The organism is Micromonospora sp. NPDC005553, from assembly GCF_042871765.1.
Classification (GTDB): Bacteria; Actinomycetota; Actinomycetes; order Mycobacteriales; family Micromonosporaceae; genus Micromonospora.
This window is the reverse complement of the sequence record NZ_JBIAJD010000005.1, coordinates 38,471-53,718: the sequence shown is the minus strand read 5'-3', so window position 1 is coordinate 53,718 and position 15,248 is coordinate 38,471. Positions and strand designations below refer to the sequence as shown.

Genomic DNA, 15,248 nt, shown 5'->3' with positions numbered 1-15,248 from the left:
TCAGCCCGTGATCCGCACCGCCCGCCGGCTCAGCCCGTGACCCGCGCAGCCCGTGCGGGTCAGCCGGCGGGCGGCGGGTCGCCCGCGAGGCGCTCCGCGCGGGCGTTCAGGTAGCGCTGCTGCGCCAGGTTCGTCGAGCGCGCCGCCGCCATCCGGTACGCCGCCCGCGCGGCGACCCGCTCACCCTCCAGCTCCCACAGGTGGGCGCGAGCGGCAGGCAGTCGAGGGTCGTCGGCGAGGCGGGGGTCGTCGGCCAGGTCGGCGAGCAGCGCCAACCCGGCCGGCGCGCCCCGGCTCATGGCCACCGCCACCGCGTGGTTGAGCGCCACCACCGGGTTGTCGGACATCCCGAGAAGCACCTCGTACAGCGCGGTGATCTGTGCCCAGTCGGTGGCCGCCGCGCTGGGCGCCTCGTCGTGCACGGCCGCGATGGCCGCCTGGAGCTGGTACGCCCCGACCACCCCGCGCGGCAGTGCCCCGGTGATCAGATCGACCCCTTCGGCGATCTGGTCGGCCCGCCACCGGGAGCGGTCCTGCTCGGCCATCGGCACCAGCTCGCCGTGCGGGCCGATCCGCGCCGGCGCGCGGGCGTCGGTGAGCAGCATCAACGCGAGCAGCCCGGTGACCTCGGGGTCCTCGGGCACCAGCCGGCGCACCAGCCGGGTCAGCCGAATCGCCTCCGCGGTCAGGTCGGCGCGCAGCAGACCGGGCCCGGCGGTGCGGGCGTACCCCTCCGTGAAGATCAGGTAGAGGACGTGCAGCACGGCGGCGAGCCGGTCGGCGCGCTCCGGGCCGGTGGGCGGCGCGAACCGCAGCCCACTGTCACGGATCCGCTGCTTACCCCGACTGATCCGCCGGGTCATCGTCGCCTCCGGCACCAGGAACGCGCGCGCCACCTCGGCGGTGCTGAGCCCGCCCACCGCCCGCAGGGTGAGCGCGATCTGCGACGCCGCCGACAGCGCCGGGTGGCAGCACAGGAACAACAGGATGAGCGTGTCGTCGGCGTCCGCCTGCGGACGGTCGGCGGCGGGGGCGTTCCACTGCTCCGGCAGCACCCACCGGGCCACCGTGTCCTCCCGTCGCATCCGGGCCTGTTCGCGACGCAGCAGGTCGGTCAGCCGGCGGGACGCCACGGTGATCAGCCAGCCACGCGGATTCTCCGGTACGCCGTCGCGCGGCCAACCGTGCGCGGCGGTGATCAGTGCCTCCTGCACCGCGTCCTCGGCCGTGTCGAAGTGCCCGTAGCGGCGGACCAGCGCGCCGAGGACCTGCGGCGCCAGCTCGCGCAGCAGGTCTTCGGCGGGAGTCTCCGGCACCGGTCAGCCGGCCAGGTCCTCGACACCGTCGAGCACCGGGCGCACGTCCACGTACCCGCCGGGCGCGTCCGGGTCGACCAGGCCGGCGGCGATCTCGGTGGCCCGGTCGAAGCTGGCGCACTCCACGATGGTGTAACCGGCGAGGACCTCCTGCGTCTCCGGGTACGGGCCGTCGGTGACCACCGGCGCCCCCTCGCGCACCTGCACCCGGCGGGCGTGCACCGGCTCGCTCAGGCCTCGGGCGTCGACCAACTCCCCGGACTCGGCCAGCGCCTGGTGGAAGGTCTCCATGTGCTGGTGCATCGCCGCGATCTGCTCGGCCGACATCGCCGGCCGGTCCGAAGCCCGCCCCGACAGCACGTCGTAGTCCTGCTGCGACCCGTAGAGCAAAATCATGTACTTCACGATCTCTCCCCTCCTCCGCGAGGCACCACCCCGGCACCCGACGAAACGTCGAACCCAACCCCCGCCCTCCGGACACACCACCCCACCCCGGACCCCGGTGATCATGAAGTTAGCGTCACGACACGCCGAGCGGGTTGACGCCAACTTCATGATCATCGAGGTTCGGGGTGGTGGGTGGGGCTTAGGTTGGCGGCATGACTGTGGTGTGGGTGGTGCTGGGGGGTTTCGTCGTCGCGGCGGGGGTGGCGTACGGCGTTGTGGCTCGGCGAGGGCGAGCGGACGTCGGGGACGATCCGGCGGCTGGGCGGGAGGCTCGGGGTCGCCAGCACAGGTACGAGGCCGAGCGGCACGGTGACCAGGGTGACACCTGGCATCGCGGTCGGGAGTCGAGCGGTTGAGCGACGCTACTGGCCGTACGAGCGGCGGAGCCGGTCGTTGATCAGGTAGTTGAGGCGGTGGCGTAGGTGCCCGAGGGTGCTCTCGCTCGGTAGGTCCCCGTCGGTGGTGAGCGTCCAGCGCAGCGTGCAGTCCCCGCCGGGCTGCCCGGCCGTCAGGTCGAAGCGGATCCGGTCCAACGGTCGGTGCGGCCACAGCGACGACCACACGAGCAGCACGGGCGCGTAGCCGGTCACCACCCGGGGCGGCACCTCGTCGTCGCGCAACTCCAGCCAGGGCCGGCTGCCGGCCTCGTACGGGTCGCGTAGCGACCTCCACAGGACGTGCGCCGGCGCCGGTTGACGTCGGCTGCGACTACCCAACTCGTGCACCACGACCGGGCCCCTCCCTCCCCGGACGGAGACAACCCGCCTGCTGGCATTGTGCCGGCCCGGCACCGCCCCCCTGAGCAGGACACAACCGCCCCTGTGCCGCGCAAATCCGCCGCCCTGTGCCACGTAAACCCGCTGCCCCTTCGCCGCGCGAACCCGCCGCCCTGCCCGCGCGAACCCGCCGCCCCCGGCGCCGCCAGAACAGCACCGAGCTGATCGGCGTGAACCGTCCGTCCCCACCCTGCGTAGAACCGGTGATGGGCGTGGCGGTCGTATCGTCGGGGTACATCGCAGCGCGAGCACCGATGTCTGGGGAGGCACAGTGGGGGCACGGTTCGGACGCGACGCGCGGGGCCCGGTGGCGGGCCTGCTGATCGCCGCCCTGGTCTCCCTCGCCTGCGCTGGCGGTGGGCTGGCCGAGCCGGAGGCCGAGCGCCCCGGGGCGAACCCGCCGGCAGCGTCACCGGGACCGGACACCACCCGGGCCGACAGCACCACCAGTGTCGCCGAGTTCGAGCAGGACGTCGCCGACGCGCAGGCGATCGCCGAGCGGTACTGGGCGGCCCAGTTCAAGGAATCCGGGCAGCGGTTCCGACCGATCCGGCGGATCATCCCGTACCAGCGTGACGGCGAGGTGTCCTGCGGCGGACAGGCGTTGCCCCGCAACAACGCCGTCTACTGCTCGCAGGGCGACTTCATCGCGTACGACGTCGCCTGGTCGGTGGCGGCGTTCCGCGAGGTCGGCGACGCGTTCGTGTTCTACCTGCTCGGGCACGAGTACGCGCACGCCATCCAGGTGCGGCTGGGCATCAACTACAGCTTCACCATCCAGCAGGAGTTGCAGGCCGACTGCATGGCCGGGGCGTACCTGGGCGACTCGGTGCGCTCGGGGACCCTGACCCTCGCCGAGGGTGACCTGGACGAGTTCCGGGAGGGCGTGGCGGCGGTCGGCGACGACCCGGACCAGCCGTGGTTCGCGGAAGGGGCGCACGGCACCGCCGAGCAGCGCACCGACAGGTTCTTCCGGGGTTACGAGGGCTCCCTGAAGGAGTGCGACCTGGGCTGAACGGGGTTGCCCGGATCACCCCGACGCCCGTTGCCGCCACCCGCCTCTGCGGCTGCTGGCAGGATCGCCGGTGTCGGTCACGACCCTGGAGGTTCCGCTGAGCAGCCATCACCCCGCCGCTGTGCTCTTCGACATGGACGGCACGTTGGTCGACAGCGAGAAGCTGTGGGACGTCGCGTTGCAGGAACTCGCGAAGGAGTACGGCGGGGAACTCTCCGTCGACGCCCGCCAGTCGATCATCGGCACCGCCATGGCCGAGTCGATGCGTATCCTGCACGACGACCTGGGGCAGCCCGAACGGGATCCGGAGATCAGCGCGGCGTGGATCAACGCCCGGATCCTGGAGCTGTTCCGCACCGGTCTGCCGTGGCAGCCGGGCGCGTTCGACCTGTTGGGAGCGGTCCGCGCTGCGGGAATCCCCACCGCGCTGGTCACCTCCAGCCCTCGGGCGCTCGTCGAGATCGCCCTGGACACCCTCGGTCGGGACAACTTCGACACGGTGGTCGCCGGCGACGAGGTGGTGGCGGCCAAGCCGCACCCCGAGCCGTACCTGACCGCCGCCCGGCTGCTGGGTGTGCCGATCGAGCGGTGCGTGGCGATCGAGGATTCACCGACGGGGGTGGCCAGCGCGCTCGCCTCGGGCGCGGCGGTCCTGGCCGTACCGGCGGAGGTGGCGTTGCCGAGCACTGTCGGCGTACACCAGGTGGAGAGCCTGACCGGTGTGGACCTGGCGCTGCTCGCGGCGCTGTTGACCGATCGGGCCGCTGCCTGAACAGAAAGGAGAGGCCCTGCTGACGCGACCGCGTCAGCAGGGCCTCCCTTTTTGTCCGATCAGTCGTGGGCGATGGCGCCCAGGACGTTGATCCGGGCCGCCCGGACGGCCGGGAGCACCGCGGCCACCACGCCGATGATGGCGGCCAGACCGAGGAAGACACCCATCTGCCCCCAGGGCAGGATCAGGTCGGTGATGCCCTCGTCCTTGAGGGCCTCGACCACAGCGGCGCCGAGGCCGGTGCCCACCACCACGCCGAGCAGCGCGCCGAACACCGAGATCACCACCGCCTCCACGGTGATCATGCCCATGGTCTGGGACCGGCGCAGGCCGATCGCCCGCAGCAGACCCAGCTCGCGGGTCCGCTCCAGCACCGACAGGGCCAGTGTGTTGATGATGCCCAGCACGGCGATCACGATGGCCAGCGCGAGCAGGATCTGGATCATCGTGAGCAGCCCGTCGAGCGAGCTGGTCTGCTGCTTGATGAACGCGTCCCGGTCGGCCACCGACACCTCGGGGCTGTCCGCGAGCAACGCCTCCACCTGCGGCTGGACGTCGGACACCCGGGTGCCCGGGTCCAGTTGGATGAAGCCCTGGATGGGCTGCGGAATGGCGAAGTCCTTTGCCGCGGTCGCCGGCAGCGTCACCGGGTTGGTCAGCTGCGACGACTCGTAGATGCCGCTGATCGTGTAGGTGCGTGCCTCGCCCCGGGTCAGTTGCACGTTGACCGTCGAGCCCACCGACCAGCCACGGGACGTGGCCGTGTCCGAGCTGGCGAGCATCTGGGTCGGCCCGAGCCGGTCGATGTCACCGGCGGTCGGCTTCGCGCCGAAGATCTGCCGCAGCGACGCGATGTCGCTGCTCGCCGCGACCCAGGTGCTCTCGCCGTCGATCCGCCCCATGTCGCCGTACTCGCCGTCGACCAACCGCACACCGGGCAGGGTCTTGGCCTGGTCCAGCACACCCGGGTCGAAGGTCGGCGGACGCGGGCCGCCCTGCTGACCGGCGATCACGAGTTCGGCCTTGATGGTGTCCTGGGCGAGCGCGCTGATGCTGCCCTTGGCCGAGTCGAGGATCACCGTGACGCCGGTGACCAGCGCGATGCCGACCATCAGCGCGGCGGCGGTGATCGCCGTACGACGTGGGTTGCGCCCGGAGTTGAGCCGGCCCAGCTTGCCCGGCACCGACCAGGAGAAGATCGCCCCGAGCAGGCTCACCACCGGCCGGCTGATCAACGGGGTCAGCAGCGCCACCCCGATGAAGGCGAACAGCACGCCACCGAGGATGGTCGACAGCGTCTGACCGCCGGCGTTGCCGCTGAGCCCGAGGAACAGCAGCACCGCGCCGATGCCGGTGACCAGCGACCCGGCCACCGTGACCTTGGTCAACGGCCGGTCCGGGGTGGCCACGTCCTGCATGGCCGCGATCGGCGGGATCCGGGACGCCCGCAGCGCCGGCAGCAACGCCGCCACCACGGTGATCACCAGACCGACGGCGAACGAACCGATCACCGCTGCCGCCGGCACGCCGATCCCGGCCAGGGTGAGCCCACCGGCGAGCTTGCCGAACAGGAACGCCAGCAGCGCGCCCACCCCGATGCCGGCGGCGAGGCCGAGCACCGACGCGATCAACCCCACCGCGATGGCCTCCAGCACCACCGAACCGATGATCTGCCGGCCGCTGGCCCCGATGGCGCGCATGAGCGCCAACTCCCGGGTCCGCTGCGCCACGATGATCGAGAAGGTGTTGAGGATCAGGAAGGTGCCCACCAGCAGCGCCACCGCGGCGAAGCCGAGCAGGATCTTGTTGAAGAAGGACAGCCCCTCCTTCAGACTGGCCGAGGCGTCCGCTGCCACCTGCTCGCCGGTCTTCACCTCGAAGTCCGCGCCCAGGGTGCGGGCCACGTCGTCGCGAAGCTTCTCGTCCGAGACCCCAGCGGCGGCCTGAACGGTGATGCTGCTGAACACGTCCGGCTCGCCCAGCATCAGCCGCTGCGCCACCGGCGTGGTGAAGAAGACCTCGTTGACCCCGCCGATCGAGTCCCGGTCACCGCTGTAACCGAAGACGCCGACCAGTGTGAAATCCCGCTTCTTCGACTCGAACGCGGTCAGCACGCCGACCTTCTGGCCGACCTGCACCTTCGCTGCCGTGGCCAACGCCTTGTTGATGACGATCTCGTCCTCGGCCTGCGGCGCCCGCCCCTCACGCAGCTTCAGCAGATCGCTCTCGCCGGTCCAGTTCTCGCCCAACTGCGGCGGGCCGAACGAGGTGACGACCTTGCCGTTGCTGCCGATCACCCGGGCGCCGTCGGCGTTGACCACACCGGTCGCCGAGGTCGCCCCCGGCACCTGCTTCACCCGGTCCACCAGGGCGGCCGGCAGCGGGGCGGCGGTCTGCTCGCCCTCCAGCTCGTTGACCTGCACCTTCGGCTTCGCCGCGACGTTCACGTCGATCTCGGAGAAACCGTCGGCGAAGACCGAGTCGAAGGAGCGACCCAGCGTGTCGGTGAGCACGAACGCGCCGGAGACGAACATCACCCCGAGCACCACCGCCAGGCCGGACAGGATCAGCCGGACCTTACGGGCCAGCAGACTCTTCAGCGTCGCGCGGAACATCAGTTGCCCACCTCGGCCGGAGTGTCCAGCTTCTTCATGGTGTCCAGCACCGTCTCGGCGGTCGGCTCGATCAGCTCCGAGACGATCTCACCGTCGGCGAGGAAGACCACCCGGTCGGCGTACGCGGCGGCCGTCGGGTCGTGGGTGACCATCACGATGGTCTGGCCGTGCTCCCGGACCGAGTTCCGCAGGAAGTTGAGCACCTCCGCGCCGGAGCGCGAGTCCAGGTTGCCGGTCGGCTCGTCCGCGAAGATCACCTCAGGGCGGGAGACCAGCGCCCGCGCGCACGCCACCCGCTGCTGCTGCCCACCGGAGAGCTGCGCCGGCCGGTGATCCAGCCGGTCCTTCAGCCCCACCGTCTCAATCACCGTGTCGTACCAGGCCGGGTCCGGCTTGCGTCCGGCGATCGACAGCGGCAGCAGGATGTTCTCCTTGGCGGTCAGCGTCGGCAGCAGGTTGAACTGCTGGAAGATGAAGCCCACCTTGTCGCGCCGCAGCTTCGTCAGCCCCGCGTCGCCCAGCCCGGTGACGGTCGTCTCACCGATCGACACCGTCCCCCGGGTCACCGAGTCCAGACCGGCCAGGCAGTGCATCAACGTCGACTTACCGGAACCCGACGGGCCCATGATCGCGGTGAAGCGGCCACGTTCGAACTCCGCGCTGACCCCCCGCAGCGCGATGACCTGAGCCTCGCCGCTGCCGTACACCTTCCACACGTCGTTCGCCCGGGCCGCGGCCTGCGCCTGCTGGCCTACCGTCGCGGTCACGTCATCTACCTCTTCCGTCTGTCCGAAAATGCACGCCGCCCCCCGATGGTCCGGCGCGACTGCTCAATCATCGGTGCCGAATACGCCCGCCCCGTCCGACCCTGGGGGGACCCGGAGCGGATTTCCCGCTGCGGGTGCACCCCCATATCGCATCAGGGTTGCCCCTGAGTCGACGGCCGGTCGACCGTTTTCCCACACAGCGGCGGCAGCACCGACACTTGCACCTGACGCCACAGGAGGGTCAACCGAACCAGGCCGTCTCCGGTCACGGTAGGTGACGACTGCAACGCCGGCCGTCCCCCCACGGAGGGATCTTCGAGTACGCCGGGTGAGGTACCTCAGCCGGCGCAACTACGCCCGGGGGCGGACCAGCCCCGACTCGTACGCCAGCACCACCGCCTGCACCCGGTCGCGCAACCGCAGCTTGGTCAGCACATGCCCGACGTGCGTCTTGATGGTGGTCTCGCTCACCGACAGGACCGTCGCGATCTCGGCGTTGGACAACCCTCGGGCGACCTGCACGAGCACCTCGCGCTCCCGGTCGGTGAGCGCGTTGAGCGCCGCCGCCGGCGCCGCCGCCGGGTCGGGCAGCAGTTCGGCGAAGCGGTCCAGCAGGCGCCGCAGGATCCGAGGCGACACCACCGCGTCCCCGCCGGCGACAGTGCGGATCGCCGCGATCAGATCCTCGGCCGGCACGTCCTTGGCCAGGAACCCGCTGGCGCCGGCCCGCAACGCGCCCACCACGTACTCGTCCAGGTCGAAGGTGGTGAGGACCAGCACCCGTACCGGCAGCCGGGCGTCGACGATGGCCCGGGTCGCCGCCACCCCGTCCATCCGGGGCATCCGGATGTCCATCAGTACGACGTCGGGCAGCAGCCGGCGGGACAACTCCACCGCCTCCACGCCGTCACCGGCCTCCGCCACCACGTCCAGGTCGCTCTCGGCGCCCAGCACCATCCGGAACCCGGTCCGCAGCAGCGGCTGGTCGTCGGCGAGCAGGATCCGCACCGGCCGCGCCGAGGGCGCCTGATCGCTCATCTGCTCTCCCGTCCCGCCGACGTCCTGGCGCGCACCGGTCATCCTCGCGCACCGGAGCCGGTGCGTCGCGGATCACCGTAGAGGCCAGCCGGTCGTCCTGTCCCGACCGCGGCGGCACCATTGCTGTCGGGTCGTTGCACGTGCGGCAGGCGATCCCGGCGGCCTGAATCGCCGCGCCGGGCGTACGCGTCGCTCAGGGCCTGTGTCAAAGCCCCTGGCCGGCCTGCGGCGGGCCCAGGCGACGACCGGCCGCGTTGGAGATTCGTTCGGATGCAACACCGGTATCCGAACGAATCTCCGCCTCGCCGGACCGCCGCCTGGACTCCACCTCGGCTCGACCGAGGACTTTGACGCAGGCCCTAGGAGGCCGTCACTCGTCGGCACCCGGCGCGACCGGAGTGGCCGCCCGGGAGTCGCGCAGCGGGTCGGCGCCCGCCGCCGCGACCGGGAACGGCGGCGGTGTGCCGCCGAAGCTGGGACAGAGCGCCTGGTGGCTGCACCAGTCGCAGAGCCGGCTCGGCCGGGGCCGGAAATCCTGCCGGGCGGTGGCCTGCTCGATCGCCCGCCACAGCGCCACCACGGTGCGTTCGAAGCGGACCAGCTCGTCGGCGTCCGGGGTGTAATCCAACACCTCGGCGTCGCGCAGGTAGAGCAGGCGCAGCACCCGGGGCACCACCCCCCGGGTGCGCCACAGCACCAGGGCGTAGAACTTCAGCTGGAACAGCGCCCGCGCTTCGAACGCCTCCCGCGGCGCACCCCCGGTCTTGTAGTCGACCACCCGCAGCGCGCCGTCCGGAGCGACGTCGAGCCGGTCGAGGTAGCCCCGGATCAGCAGCTCCTCGTCGACGACCGCGGAGATCAGGCTCTCGCGTTCGGCCGGCTCCAACCGGGTCGGGTCCTCCACCGCGAAGTAACCCTGCAACAGCCCGGCGGCGGAGCGGAGGAACTCCACGGGGCCGGCCGGCTCCGCGCCGTCGAAGATCCCGGCCAGCTCGGGCTGCTCGGTGACCAGCCGGTCCCACTGGGGGGCCACCAGGTCGCCGGCCGCCTCCGGCGTGCGGCCGGTGGCCGGCAGGTCGAACAGGCGCTCCAGCACCGCGTGCACCAACGTGCCCCGGGCCTGCTCGATGGTGGTGCGCTCGGGCAGCCGGTCGATGCTGCGGAACCGGTAGAGCAGCGGGCAGGTCTTGAAATCCGCCGCCCGCGACGGGGACAGCGAGGCCCGCACCGTCGGCGGCGCCTGCGCCGCGGGGGAGGGCTGGGGGGTGGTGACCGATTCCGCCGTCATGTCGGCAAAGGTTAGGGCACCGGTATGACACCGACCGCCGCCCCGCCCCGCCCAGCGACGGTCCGTAGCATCGTGGCGATGGAGCAGACAACCAGGCCGCCGCGCCGACCGGACCGACGTCTCGGCCTGAACGTCGGCAAGGTGTTCGGGGTGCCGCTGTACCTCAACGGCTCCATGGTCCTGCTCGCGGTGCTCATCGCTGTGCTGTACGGCGAGTTCGCCCGCCGACAACTGGACCTGTCGCAGCTCAGCGGCTACCTGATCGGCTTCGGGTTCGTCGTGTCGCTGCTCGGCTCGGTGCTGCTGCACGAACTGGGCCACGCCCTCACCGCCCGGCGGTACGGCATCGGTGTGCGCGGGATCACCCTGGAGCTGCTCGGCGGTTACACCGAGATGGACCGCGACGCCCCGTCGCCCCGCGTCGACCTGCTGGTCTCGTTGGCCGGCCCGGCGGTCTCCGCTGTGCTCGGCGTCCTGGCGGTCGCCGCCACGCTCGCCCTGCCCGAGGGGACCGTGGCGCACCAGCTCGCCTTCCAGCTCGCGGTCAGCAACGTCATCGTGGCCCTGTTCAACAGTCTGCCCGGGCTTCCGCTCGACGGCGGCCGGGCGCTGCGCGCCGCGGTGTGGGGGCTGACCCGCGACCGGCACCTCGGCACCGAGGTCGCCGGGTGGGCCGGCCGGATCGTCGCCGTCGGCACCGCGGCCCTGGTGGTGCTGCTCACCGTCGAGCGGCGACTGGCGCCGCTGGCGCTGCCGCTGATGCTCCTGGTCGCCGTCACCCTCTGGCGTGGCGCCGGGCAGTCGATCCGGGCGGCCCGGGTCAGCCGCCGGTTCCCGCTGATCGACCTCGCCCGGCTGGCCCGTCCGGTCTGGCCGGTGCCCACCGGTACGCCACTGGCCGAGGCCCAGCGCCGCCGCGCCGAAAGCGTGCAGCCCGACGCCGCGCTGGTGGTCACCGACTCCACCGGTCGACCGGTGGCGCTGGTCGACCCGGCCGCCGCCGACGCGGTGCCGGTCGAGCGCCGACCGTGGTTGGCGGTCGACGCCGTCGCCCGGTCGCTGGGCACTCTTCCCACGTTGTCGCTCGGGTGGGACGGCGAGCGGGTGATGGAGGCCGTACAGACCTACCCGGGCGCACAGTACGTGGTGACGTCAGGCGAAGATGTCGTCGGCATTCTGCACATCGCGGACCTGGCACAGCTCCTTGAACCCAACCGGAAGATGACACCGTGACCGCAACTCCCTCCACCGTCGCCGCCGACCCCGCCAATCCGGCGCTGACACCCGTGCACCGTGGGCCGTTCCGGCCCGGCGACCGGGTCCAGCTGACCGACCCCAAGGGGCGGATGCACACCGTGACGCTGGAGCCCGGCAAGGAGTTCCACACCCACCGCGGCATCCTGGCCCACGACGCGCTGATCGGGCTCCCCGACGGCAGCGTGGTGACCACCTCCGGTGGGGGCACCGCCTTCCTGGCCCTGCGGCCGCTGCTGTCGGACTACGTGCTGTCCATGCCGCGCGGCGCCCAGGTGATCTACCCGAAGGACTCGGCGCAGATCGTGGCGATGGGCGACATCTTCCCCGGCGCGAAGGTCCTCGAGGCCGGCGCCGGCTCCGGCGCGCTGAGCTGCTCCCTGCTGCGAGCAGTCGGCACGGAGGGCGAGCTGCACTCGTTCGAGCTGCGCGACGACTTCGCCCAGATCGCCAAGCGCAACGTCGAGGCGTTCTTCAACGGGCCGCACCCCTCGTGGAACCTGCACGTCGGCGACGTCGCGCAGTGCCGGGAGACCGGCTTCGACCGGATCATCCTGGACATGTTGACCCCCTGGGAGACCCTCGACATGGTCGAGCGGGCGCTGGTGCCCGGTGGGGTGTTCATCGGCTACGTCGCCACCACACCGCAGCTGTCCGAGCTGGTGGAGGCGCTGCGCGAGCGCGGCGGCTGGACCGAGCCCCGGGCCTGGGAGTCCCTGGTGCGCGACTGGCACGCGGAGGGCCTCGCCGTCCGTCCGGACCACCGGATGATCGCGCACACCGCCTTCCTGGTGTCCGCCCGCAAGCTGGCCCCGGGGGTCACCGCGCCGCCGCGCCGCCGCAAGCCCAGCAAGGGCACCGAGGCGTACGCGCAGCGCCGTCAGGACCTGCGTGAGGCGGAGGCGGCCCGACAGGCCGCCGCCGCGCAGGCGGCGGGCGCGCAACCCAACGGTGCGGGGGAGATGGACAGGCCGTGACCATCGAGCTGGGTGTCGGCAGCGCCGAGCAGGGGGAGACGCTGGCATGAGCCGACCGGGCTACGGCGGTGGAGACCTCCCCGCGGTCTTTCCCGACTGGTCGCCCTACCAGGACCTGGAGTCGGCGGCGCGGGCCTACCTGCGCGACCCGGACGTCGCCCTGGAGGCGCTCGGCGGCGTGCTGCGCGGCGCGTCGGTGCTCGGCTTCACCCTGGAACGCTTCGTCAACGAGGTCAACGGGGTGTGGCAGGAGGTCGTGGTCTGCGACGGCAGCCGGCTCATCCTCTGGCACGGTGAGGACGTACCGCCGGAGGAGGGCCCCCCGGGCTCGATGACGTCGTCGCTGCGGGTGGTGCCGGTCTCCACCGTGACCGAGGTGGGCTGCCGGCGGCGGCTCAACCGTGCCGAGAGCGGCGAGATCCGGGTCGACAGCATCGACGTCTATCTGCTGCTCACCTCGTTGGACGAGGCGCCGCCGAGTGAGGAGATGCCCGGCACGCCCCGGCACGACGCGTTGCGCTTCGGCAAGACCCTCGACGACGGCGGGGCCGGGCAGATCGCCCGGTTGGAGGAGTTCGCGCGGTTGGTCGCCTCGGTGGTCGGCCGTCCGATGCTCTGAGGCGTACCCCAGTTCTTAACCGGCCGGGCCGCGCGGCCCGGCCGGTGGGTCAGTCGTCCTCGGCGTCCGGGCCGGCGACCTCGACGCCGTCGCCACGCACCACGTGGATGCAGTCGCCCGGGCACTCCTTCGCGGAGTCGATCACCTCGAGTCGCAGGTGCGCGGGGACGTCGACCCGGCTGCCCGGTGCCATCCGCAGCTCACCGTCGACGCCCTTGACGTAGGCCAGGCCGTCGATGTCGAACTCGAACACCTCCGGCGCGTACTGCACGCAGAGCCCGTCGCCCGTGCAGAGGTCCTGGTCGACCCAGACCTGCAATTCGTCGGTCGCGACCTCGGCCACCTGTGCACCCCCCATGTTCTCCCGTCCCACGCTCCGACGGTACCCGAACGCCGGTAACGGCCCGTCAGGCCACCCTTGGCGATCAAGGTTCGGTGACGAGGGTGTTGCGTGGGACCGAATCGGCCTCATAGCGGCTAGTGTTAGGGCAGAACGTTCAAGCCCCCCGGGGAGGTGGGACGTGGCAGCACGTAGCGACGACGCGGACTCGCGCGCCGCACGGTGGGAGAAGGAAGCCCACGATCTCTCCACGCAGGTCGCGTTCCTGCAAGAGGAACTCGCCCTGGTGCGGCGCAAGTTGACCGAAAGCCCCCGACACGTCCGGCAGCTCGAAGAGCGGCTGGCGGCCACCCAGGCACAGTTGGCGCGGCTGACCGAGAACAACGACCGGCTGGTGAGCACCCTCAAGGAAGCTCGCACGCAGATCGTGACGCTCAAGGAGGAGATCGACCGGCTCGCGCAACCGCCGAGCGGTTACGGAGTCTTCCTGGCCAAGCACGAGGACGGCACGGTGGACGTCTTCACCGGTGGCCGCAAACTACGGGTCGCGGTCTCGCCCTCGCTCGATGTGGGTGACCTGCGGCGCGGCCAGGAGGTCCTGCTCAACGACGCGCTCAACATCGTCGACGCGTTCGGTTACGAGCGGGTTGGCGAAGTGGTGATGCTCAAGGAGATCCTGGAGGGGCCGAACGGCGGGCCGGGCGACCGGGCGCTGGTGGTCTCCCACTCCGACGAGGAGCGCATCGTGCACCTCGCCGAGACGCTCATCGGCTCGGCGATCCGGGCCGGCGACTCGCTCATGATCGAGCCCCGTTCGGCGTACGCGTACGAGCGGATCCCGAAGAGCGAGGTCGAGGAGCTGGTCCTGGAGGAGGTGCCCGACGTCGACTACGGCGACATCGGTGGCCTCCAGTCGCAGATCGAGCAGATCCGCGACGCGGTGGAGTTGCCGTTCCTGCACGCGGACCTGTTCCGTGAGCACCAGCTCCGCCCACCCAAGGGCATCCTGCTCTACGGCCCACCCGGCTGTGGCAAGACGCTCATCGCCAAGGCGGTGGCCAACTCGCTGGCCAAGAAGATCGCCGAGCGGCAGGGCAAGGAGAAGCACACCAGCTTCTTCCTCAACATCAAAGGCCCGGAGCTGCTCAACAAGTACGTCGGTGAGACCGAGCGGCACATCCGGCTGATCTTCCAGCGCGCCCGAGAGAAGGCCGGCGAGGGCACGCCGGTGATCGTGTTCTTCGACGAGATGGACTCGATCTTCCGAACCCGTGGCTCCGGTGTCTCCTCCGACGTGGAGAACACCATCGTTCCGCAGCTGCTCAGCGAGATCGACGGCGTGGAGGGGCTGGAGAACGTCATCGTCATCGGCGCCTCCAACCGGGAAGACATGATCGACCCGGCGATCCTGCGCCCCGGTCGCCTCGACGTGAAGATCAAGATCGAGCGACCGGACGCCGAGGCGGCCAAGGACATCTTCTCCAAGTACATCCTCTCCGGGCTGCCCCTGCACCCGGACGACCTGGCCGAACACGGCACCGACCCCCAGGCCACCGTCGCGGCGATGATCGACGCCGTGGTGCTGCGGATGTACTCAGAAACCGAGGAGAACCGATTCCTCGAGGTCACCTACGCCAACGGTGACAAGGAAGTCCTCTACTTCAAGGACTTCAACTCCGGCGCGATGATCCAGAACATCGTCGACCGGAGCAAGAAGATGGCCATCAAGGAGTTCCTCACCTCGGGTCGCAAGGGGCTGCGCCTTCAGCACCTGCTCGACGCCTGCGTCGACGAGTTCCGCGAGAACGAAGACCTCCCCAACACCACCAACCCCGACGACTGGGCGCGCATCTCCGGCAAGAAGGGCGAGCGGATCGTCTACATCCGCACGCTCGTCTCCGGCGGCAAGGGCGCCGAGGCCGGCCGGTCCATCGAGACCGCCAGCAACACCGGCCAGTACCTCTGACCCCAGCAGCGAGGGTGCCCACCATCCGGTGGGCACCCTCGCTGCGGGTATTCCAGAG

At 71.2% G+C, this 15,248-nt stretch carries 15 protein-coding genes; 7 read left to right on the top strand and 8 right to left on the bottom strand.

Translation table 11 applies throughout. From position 1 onward, the window contains the following. Positions 1 to 59: 59 nt before the first annotated feature. A complete protein-coding gene (locus ACFYPG_RS20970) occupies positions 60 to 1,316 on the bottom strand; it encodes an RNA polymerase sigma factor (protein ID WP_387353506.1) in 1,257 nt (418 codons plus the stop codon). A gap of 3 nt (positions 1,317 to 1,319) precedes the next feature. Continuing rightward, positions 1,320 to 1,712, bottom strand: coding sequence for a YciI family protein (locus tag ACFYPG_RS20965; protein ID WP_238680394.1), 393 nt, complete (start codon positions 1,710 to 1,712; stop codon positions 1,320 to 1,322). 203 nt (positions 1,713 to 1,915) lie between these two features. On the opposite strand from ACFYPG_RS20965, the gene ACFYPG_RS20960 reads away from it, so the two are divergent. Further along, positions 1,916 to 2,119, top strand: coding sequence for a hypothetical protein (locus tag ACFYPG_RS20960; protein ID WP_387353504.1), 204 nt, complete (start codon positions 1,916 to 1,918; stop codon positions 2,117 to 2,119). Between the two features lie 6 nt (positions 2,120 to 2,125). On the opposite strand, the gene ACFYPG_RS20955 is transcribed toward ACFYPG_RS20960, so the two are convergent. Further along, entirely contained in the window at positions 2,126 to 2,491 is a 366-nt protein-coding gene (locus tag ACFYPG_RS20955) for a hypothetical protein (protein WP_387353502.1), read from the bottom strand. Positions 2,492 to 2,810: 319 nt separating this feature from the next. On the opposite strand from ACFYPG_RS20955, the gene ACFYPG_RS20950 reads away from it, so the two are divergent. After that, a complete protein-coding gene (locus tag ACFYPG_RS20950) occupies positions 2,811 to 3,554 on the top strand; it encodes a neutral zinc metallopeptidase (protein WP_387353500.1) in 744 nt (247 codons plus the stop codon). A 121-nt stretch (positions 3,555 to 3,675) separates the two neighbouring features. Next, the gene (locus ACFYPG_RS20945) at positions 3,676 to 4,326 is read left to right on the top strand and encodes an HAD family hydrolase (protein ID WP_387353928.1); all 651 of its coding nucleotides are present in this window, start codon (positions 3,676 to 3,678) and stop codon (positions 4,324 to 4,326) included. 59 nt (positions 4,327 to 4,385) lie between these two features. Here ACFYPG_RS20945 and ACFYPG_RS20940 read toward each other — a convergent pair whose 3' ends face one another. From ACFYPG_RS20940 to ACFYPG_RS20925, 4 genes are all read right to left on the bottom strand, one after another. Further along, positions 4,386 to 6,941, bottom strand: coding sequence for an FtsX-like permease family protein (locus ACFYPG_RS20940; protein ID WP_355007937.1), 2,556 nt, complete (start codon positions 6,939 to 6,941; stop codon positions 4,386 to 4,388). Then, complete coding sequence (locus tag ACFYPG_RS20935; RefSeq protein ID WP_030332873.1) at positions 6,941 to 7,708, bottom strand: ABC transporter ATP-binding protein; 768 nt, start codon at positions 7,706 to 7,708, stop codon at positions 6,941 to 6,943. Before ACFYPG_RS20935 ends, ACFYPG_RS20940 begins: the two co-directional genes overlap by 1 nt. A 351-nt stretch (positions 7,709 to 8,059) precedes the next feature. Continuing rightward, positions 8,060 to 8,746, bottom strand: a complete 687-nt coding sequence (locus ACFYPG_RS20930; RefSeq protein WP_387353497.1) for a response regulator — start codon at positions 8,744 to 8,746, stop codon at positions 8,060 to 8,062. Between the two features lie 370 nt (positions 8,747 to 9,116). After that, complete coding sequence (locus tag ACFYPG_RS20925) at positions 9,117 to 10,034, bottom strand: PD-(D/E)XK nuclease family protein (protein ID WP_357223810.1); 918 nt, start codon at positions 10,032 to 10,034, stop codon at positions 9,117 to 9,119. 141 nt (positions 10,035 to 10,175) lie between these two features. Here ACFYPG_RS20925 and ACFYPG_RS20920 point away from each other — a divergent pair, with 141 nt between their 5' ends. From ACFYPG_RS20920 to ACFYPG_RS20910, 3 genes are read left to right on the top strand one after another with little or no spacing between them, the layout of a single operon-like run. Beyond that, positions 10,176 to 11,267 (top strand): site-2 protease family protein, encoded by a 1,092-nt coding sequence (locus ACFYPG_RS20920; protein WP_387353927.1) that lies wholly within the window; start codon positions 10,176 to 10,178, stop codon positions 11,265 to 11,267. Next, positions 11,264 to 12,265: a tRNA (adenine-N1)-methyltransferase gene (locus tag ACFYPG_RS20915; protein ID WP_387353495.1), complete on the top strand. Its 1,002-nt coding sequence runs from the start codon at positions 11,264 to 11,266 to the stop codon at positions 12,263 to 12,265. Before ACFYPG_RS20920 ends, ACFYPG_RS20915 begins: the two co-directional genes overlap by 4 nt. A 46-nt stretch (positions 12,266 to 12,311) precedes the next feature. Beyond that, positions 12,312 to 12,884, top strand: a complete 573-nt coding sequence (locus ACFYPG_RS20910; RefSeq protein WP_355007941.1) for a hypothetical protein — start codon at positions 12,312 to 12,314, stop codon at positions 12,882 to 12,884. 49 nt (positions 12,885 to 12,933) lie between these two features. On the opposite strand, the gene ACFYPG_RS20905 is transcribed toward ACFYPG_RS20910, so the two are convergent. Further along, on the bottom strand, positions 12,934 to 13,227 hold the full coding sequence (locus ACFYPG_RS20905) for a ferredoxin (RefSeq protein ID WP_266242041.1): 294 nt from the start codon (positions 13,225 to 13,227) through the stop codon (positions 12,934 to 12,936). Between the two features lie 178 nt (positions 13,228 to 13,405). Here ACFYPG_RS20905 and arc point away from each other — a divergent pair, with 178 nt between their 5' ends. Then, positions 13,406 to 15,190 (top strand): proteasome ATPase, encoded by a 1,785-nt coding sequence (gene arc / locus ACFYPG_RS20900; RefSeq protein WP_030332887.1) that lies wholly within the window; start codon positions 13,406 to 13,408, stop codon positions 15,188 to 15,190. The last annotated feature ends 58 nt before the right edge of the window (positions 15,191 to 15,248 follow it).

Coding starts and splice junctions, on each gene's coding strand:
- ACFYPG_RS20965 (WP_238680394.1), bottom strand. CDS start 1,712: ATGATTTTGCTCTACGGGTCGCAGCAGGACTACGACGTGCTGTCGGGG.
- ACFYPG_RS20960 (WP_387353504.1), top strand. CDS start 1,916: ATGACTGTGGTGTGGGTGGTGCTGGGGGGTTTCGTCGTCGCGGCGGGG.
- ACFYPG_RS20940 (WP_355007937.1), bottom strand. CDS start 6,941: ATGTTCCGCGCGACGCTGAAGAGTCTGCTGGCCCGTAAGGTCCGGCTG.
- ACFYPG_RS20930 (WP_387353497.1), bottom strand. CDS start 8,746: ATGAGCGATCAGGCGCCCTCGGCGCGGCCGGTGCGGATCCTGCTCGCC.
- ACFYPG_RS20925 (WP_357223810.1), bottom strand. CDS start 10,034: ATGACGGCGGAATCGGTCACCACCCCCCAGCCCTCCCCCGCGGCGCAG.
- ACFYPG_RS20910 (WP_355007941.1), top strand. CDS start 12,312: ATGAGCCGACCGGGCTACGGCGGTGGAGACCTCCCCGCGGTCTTTCCC.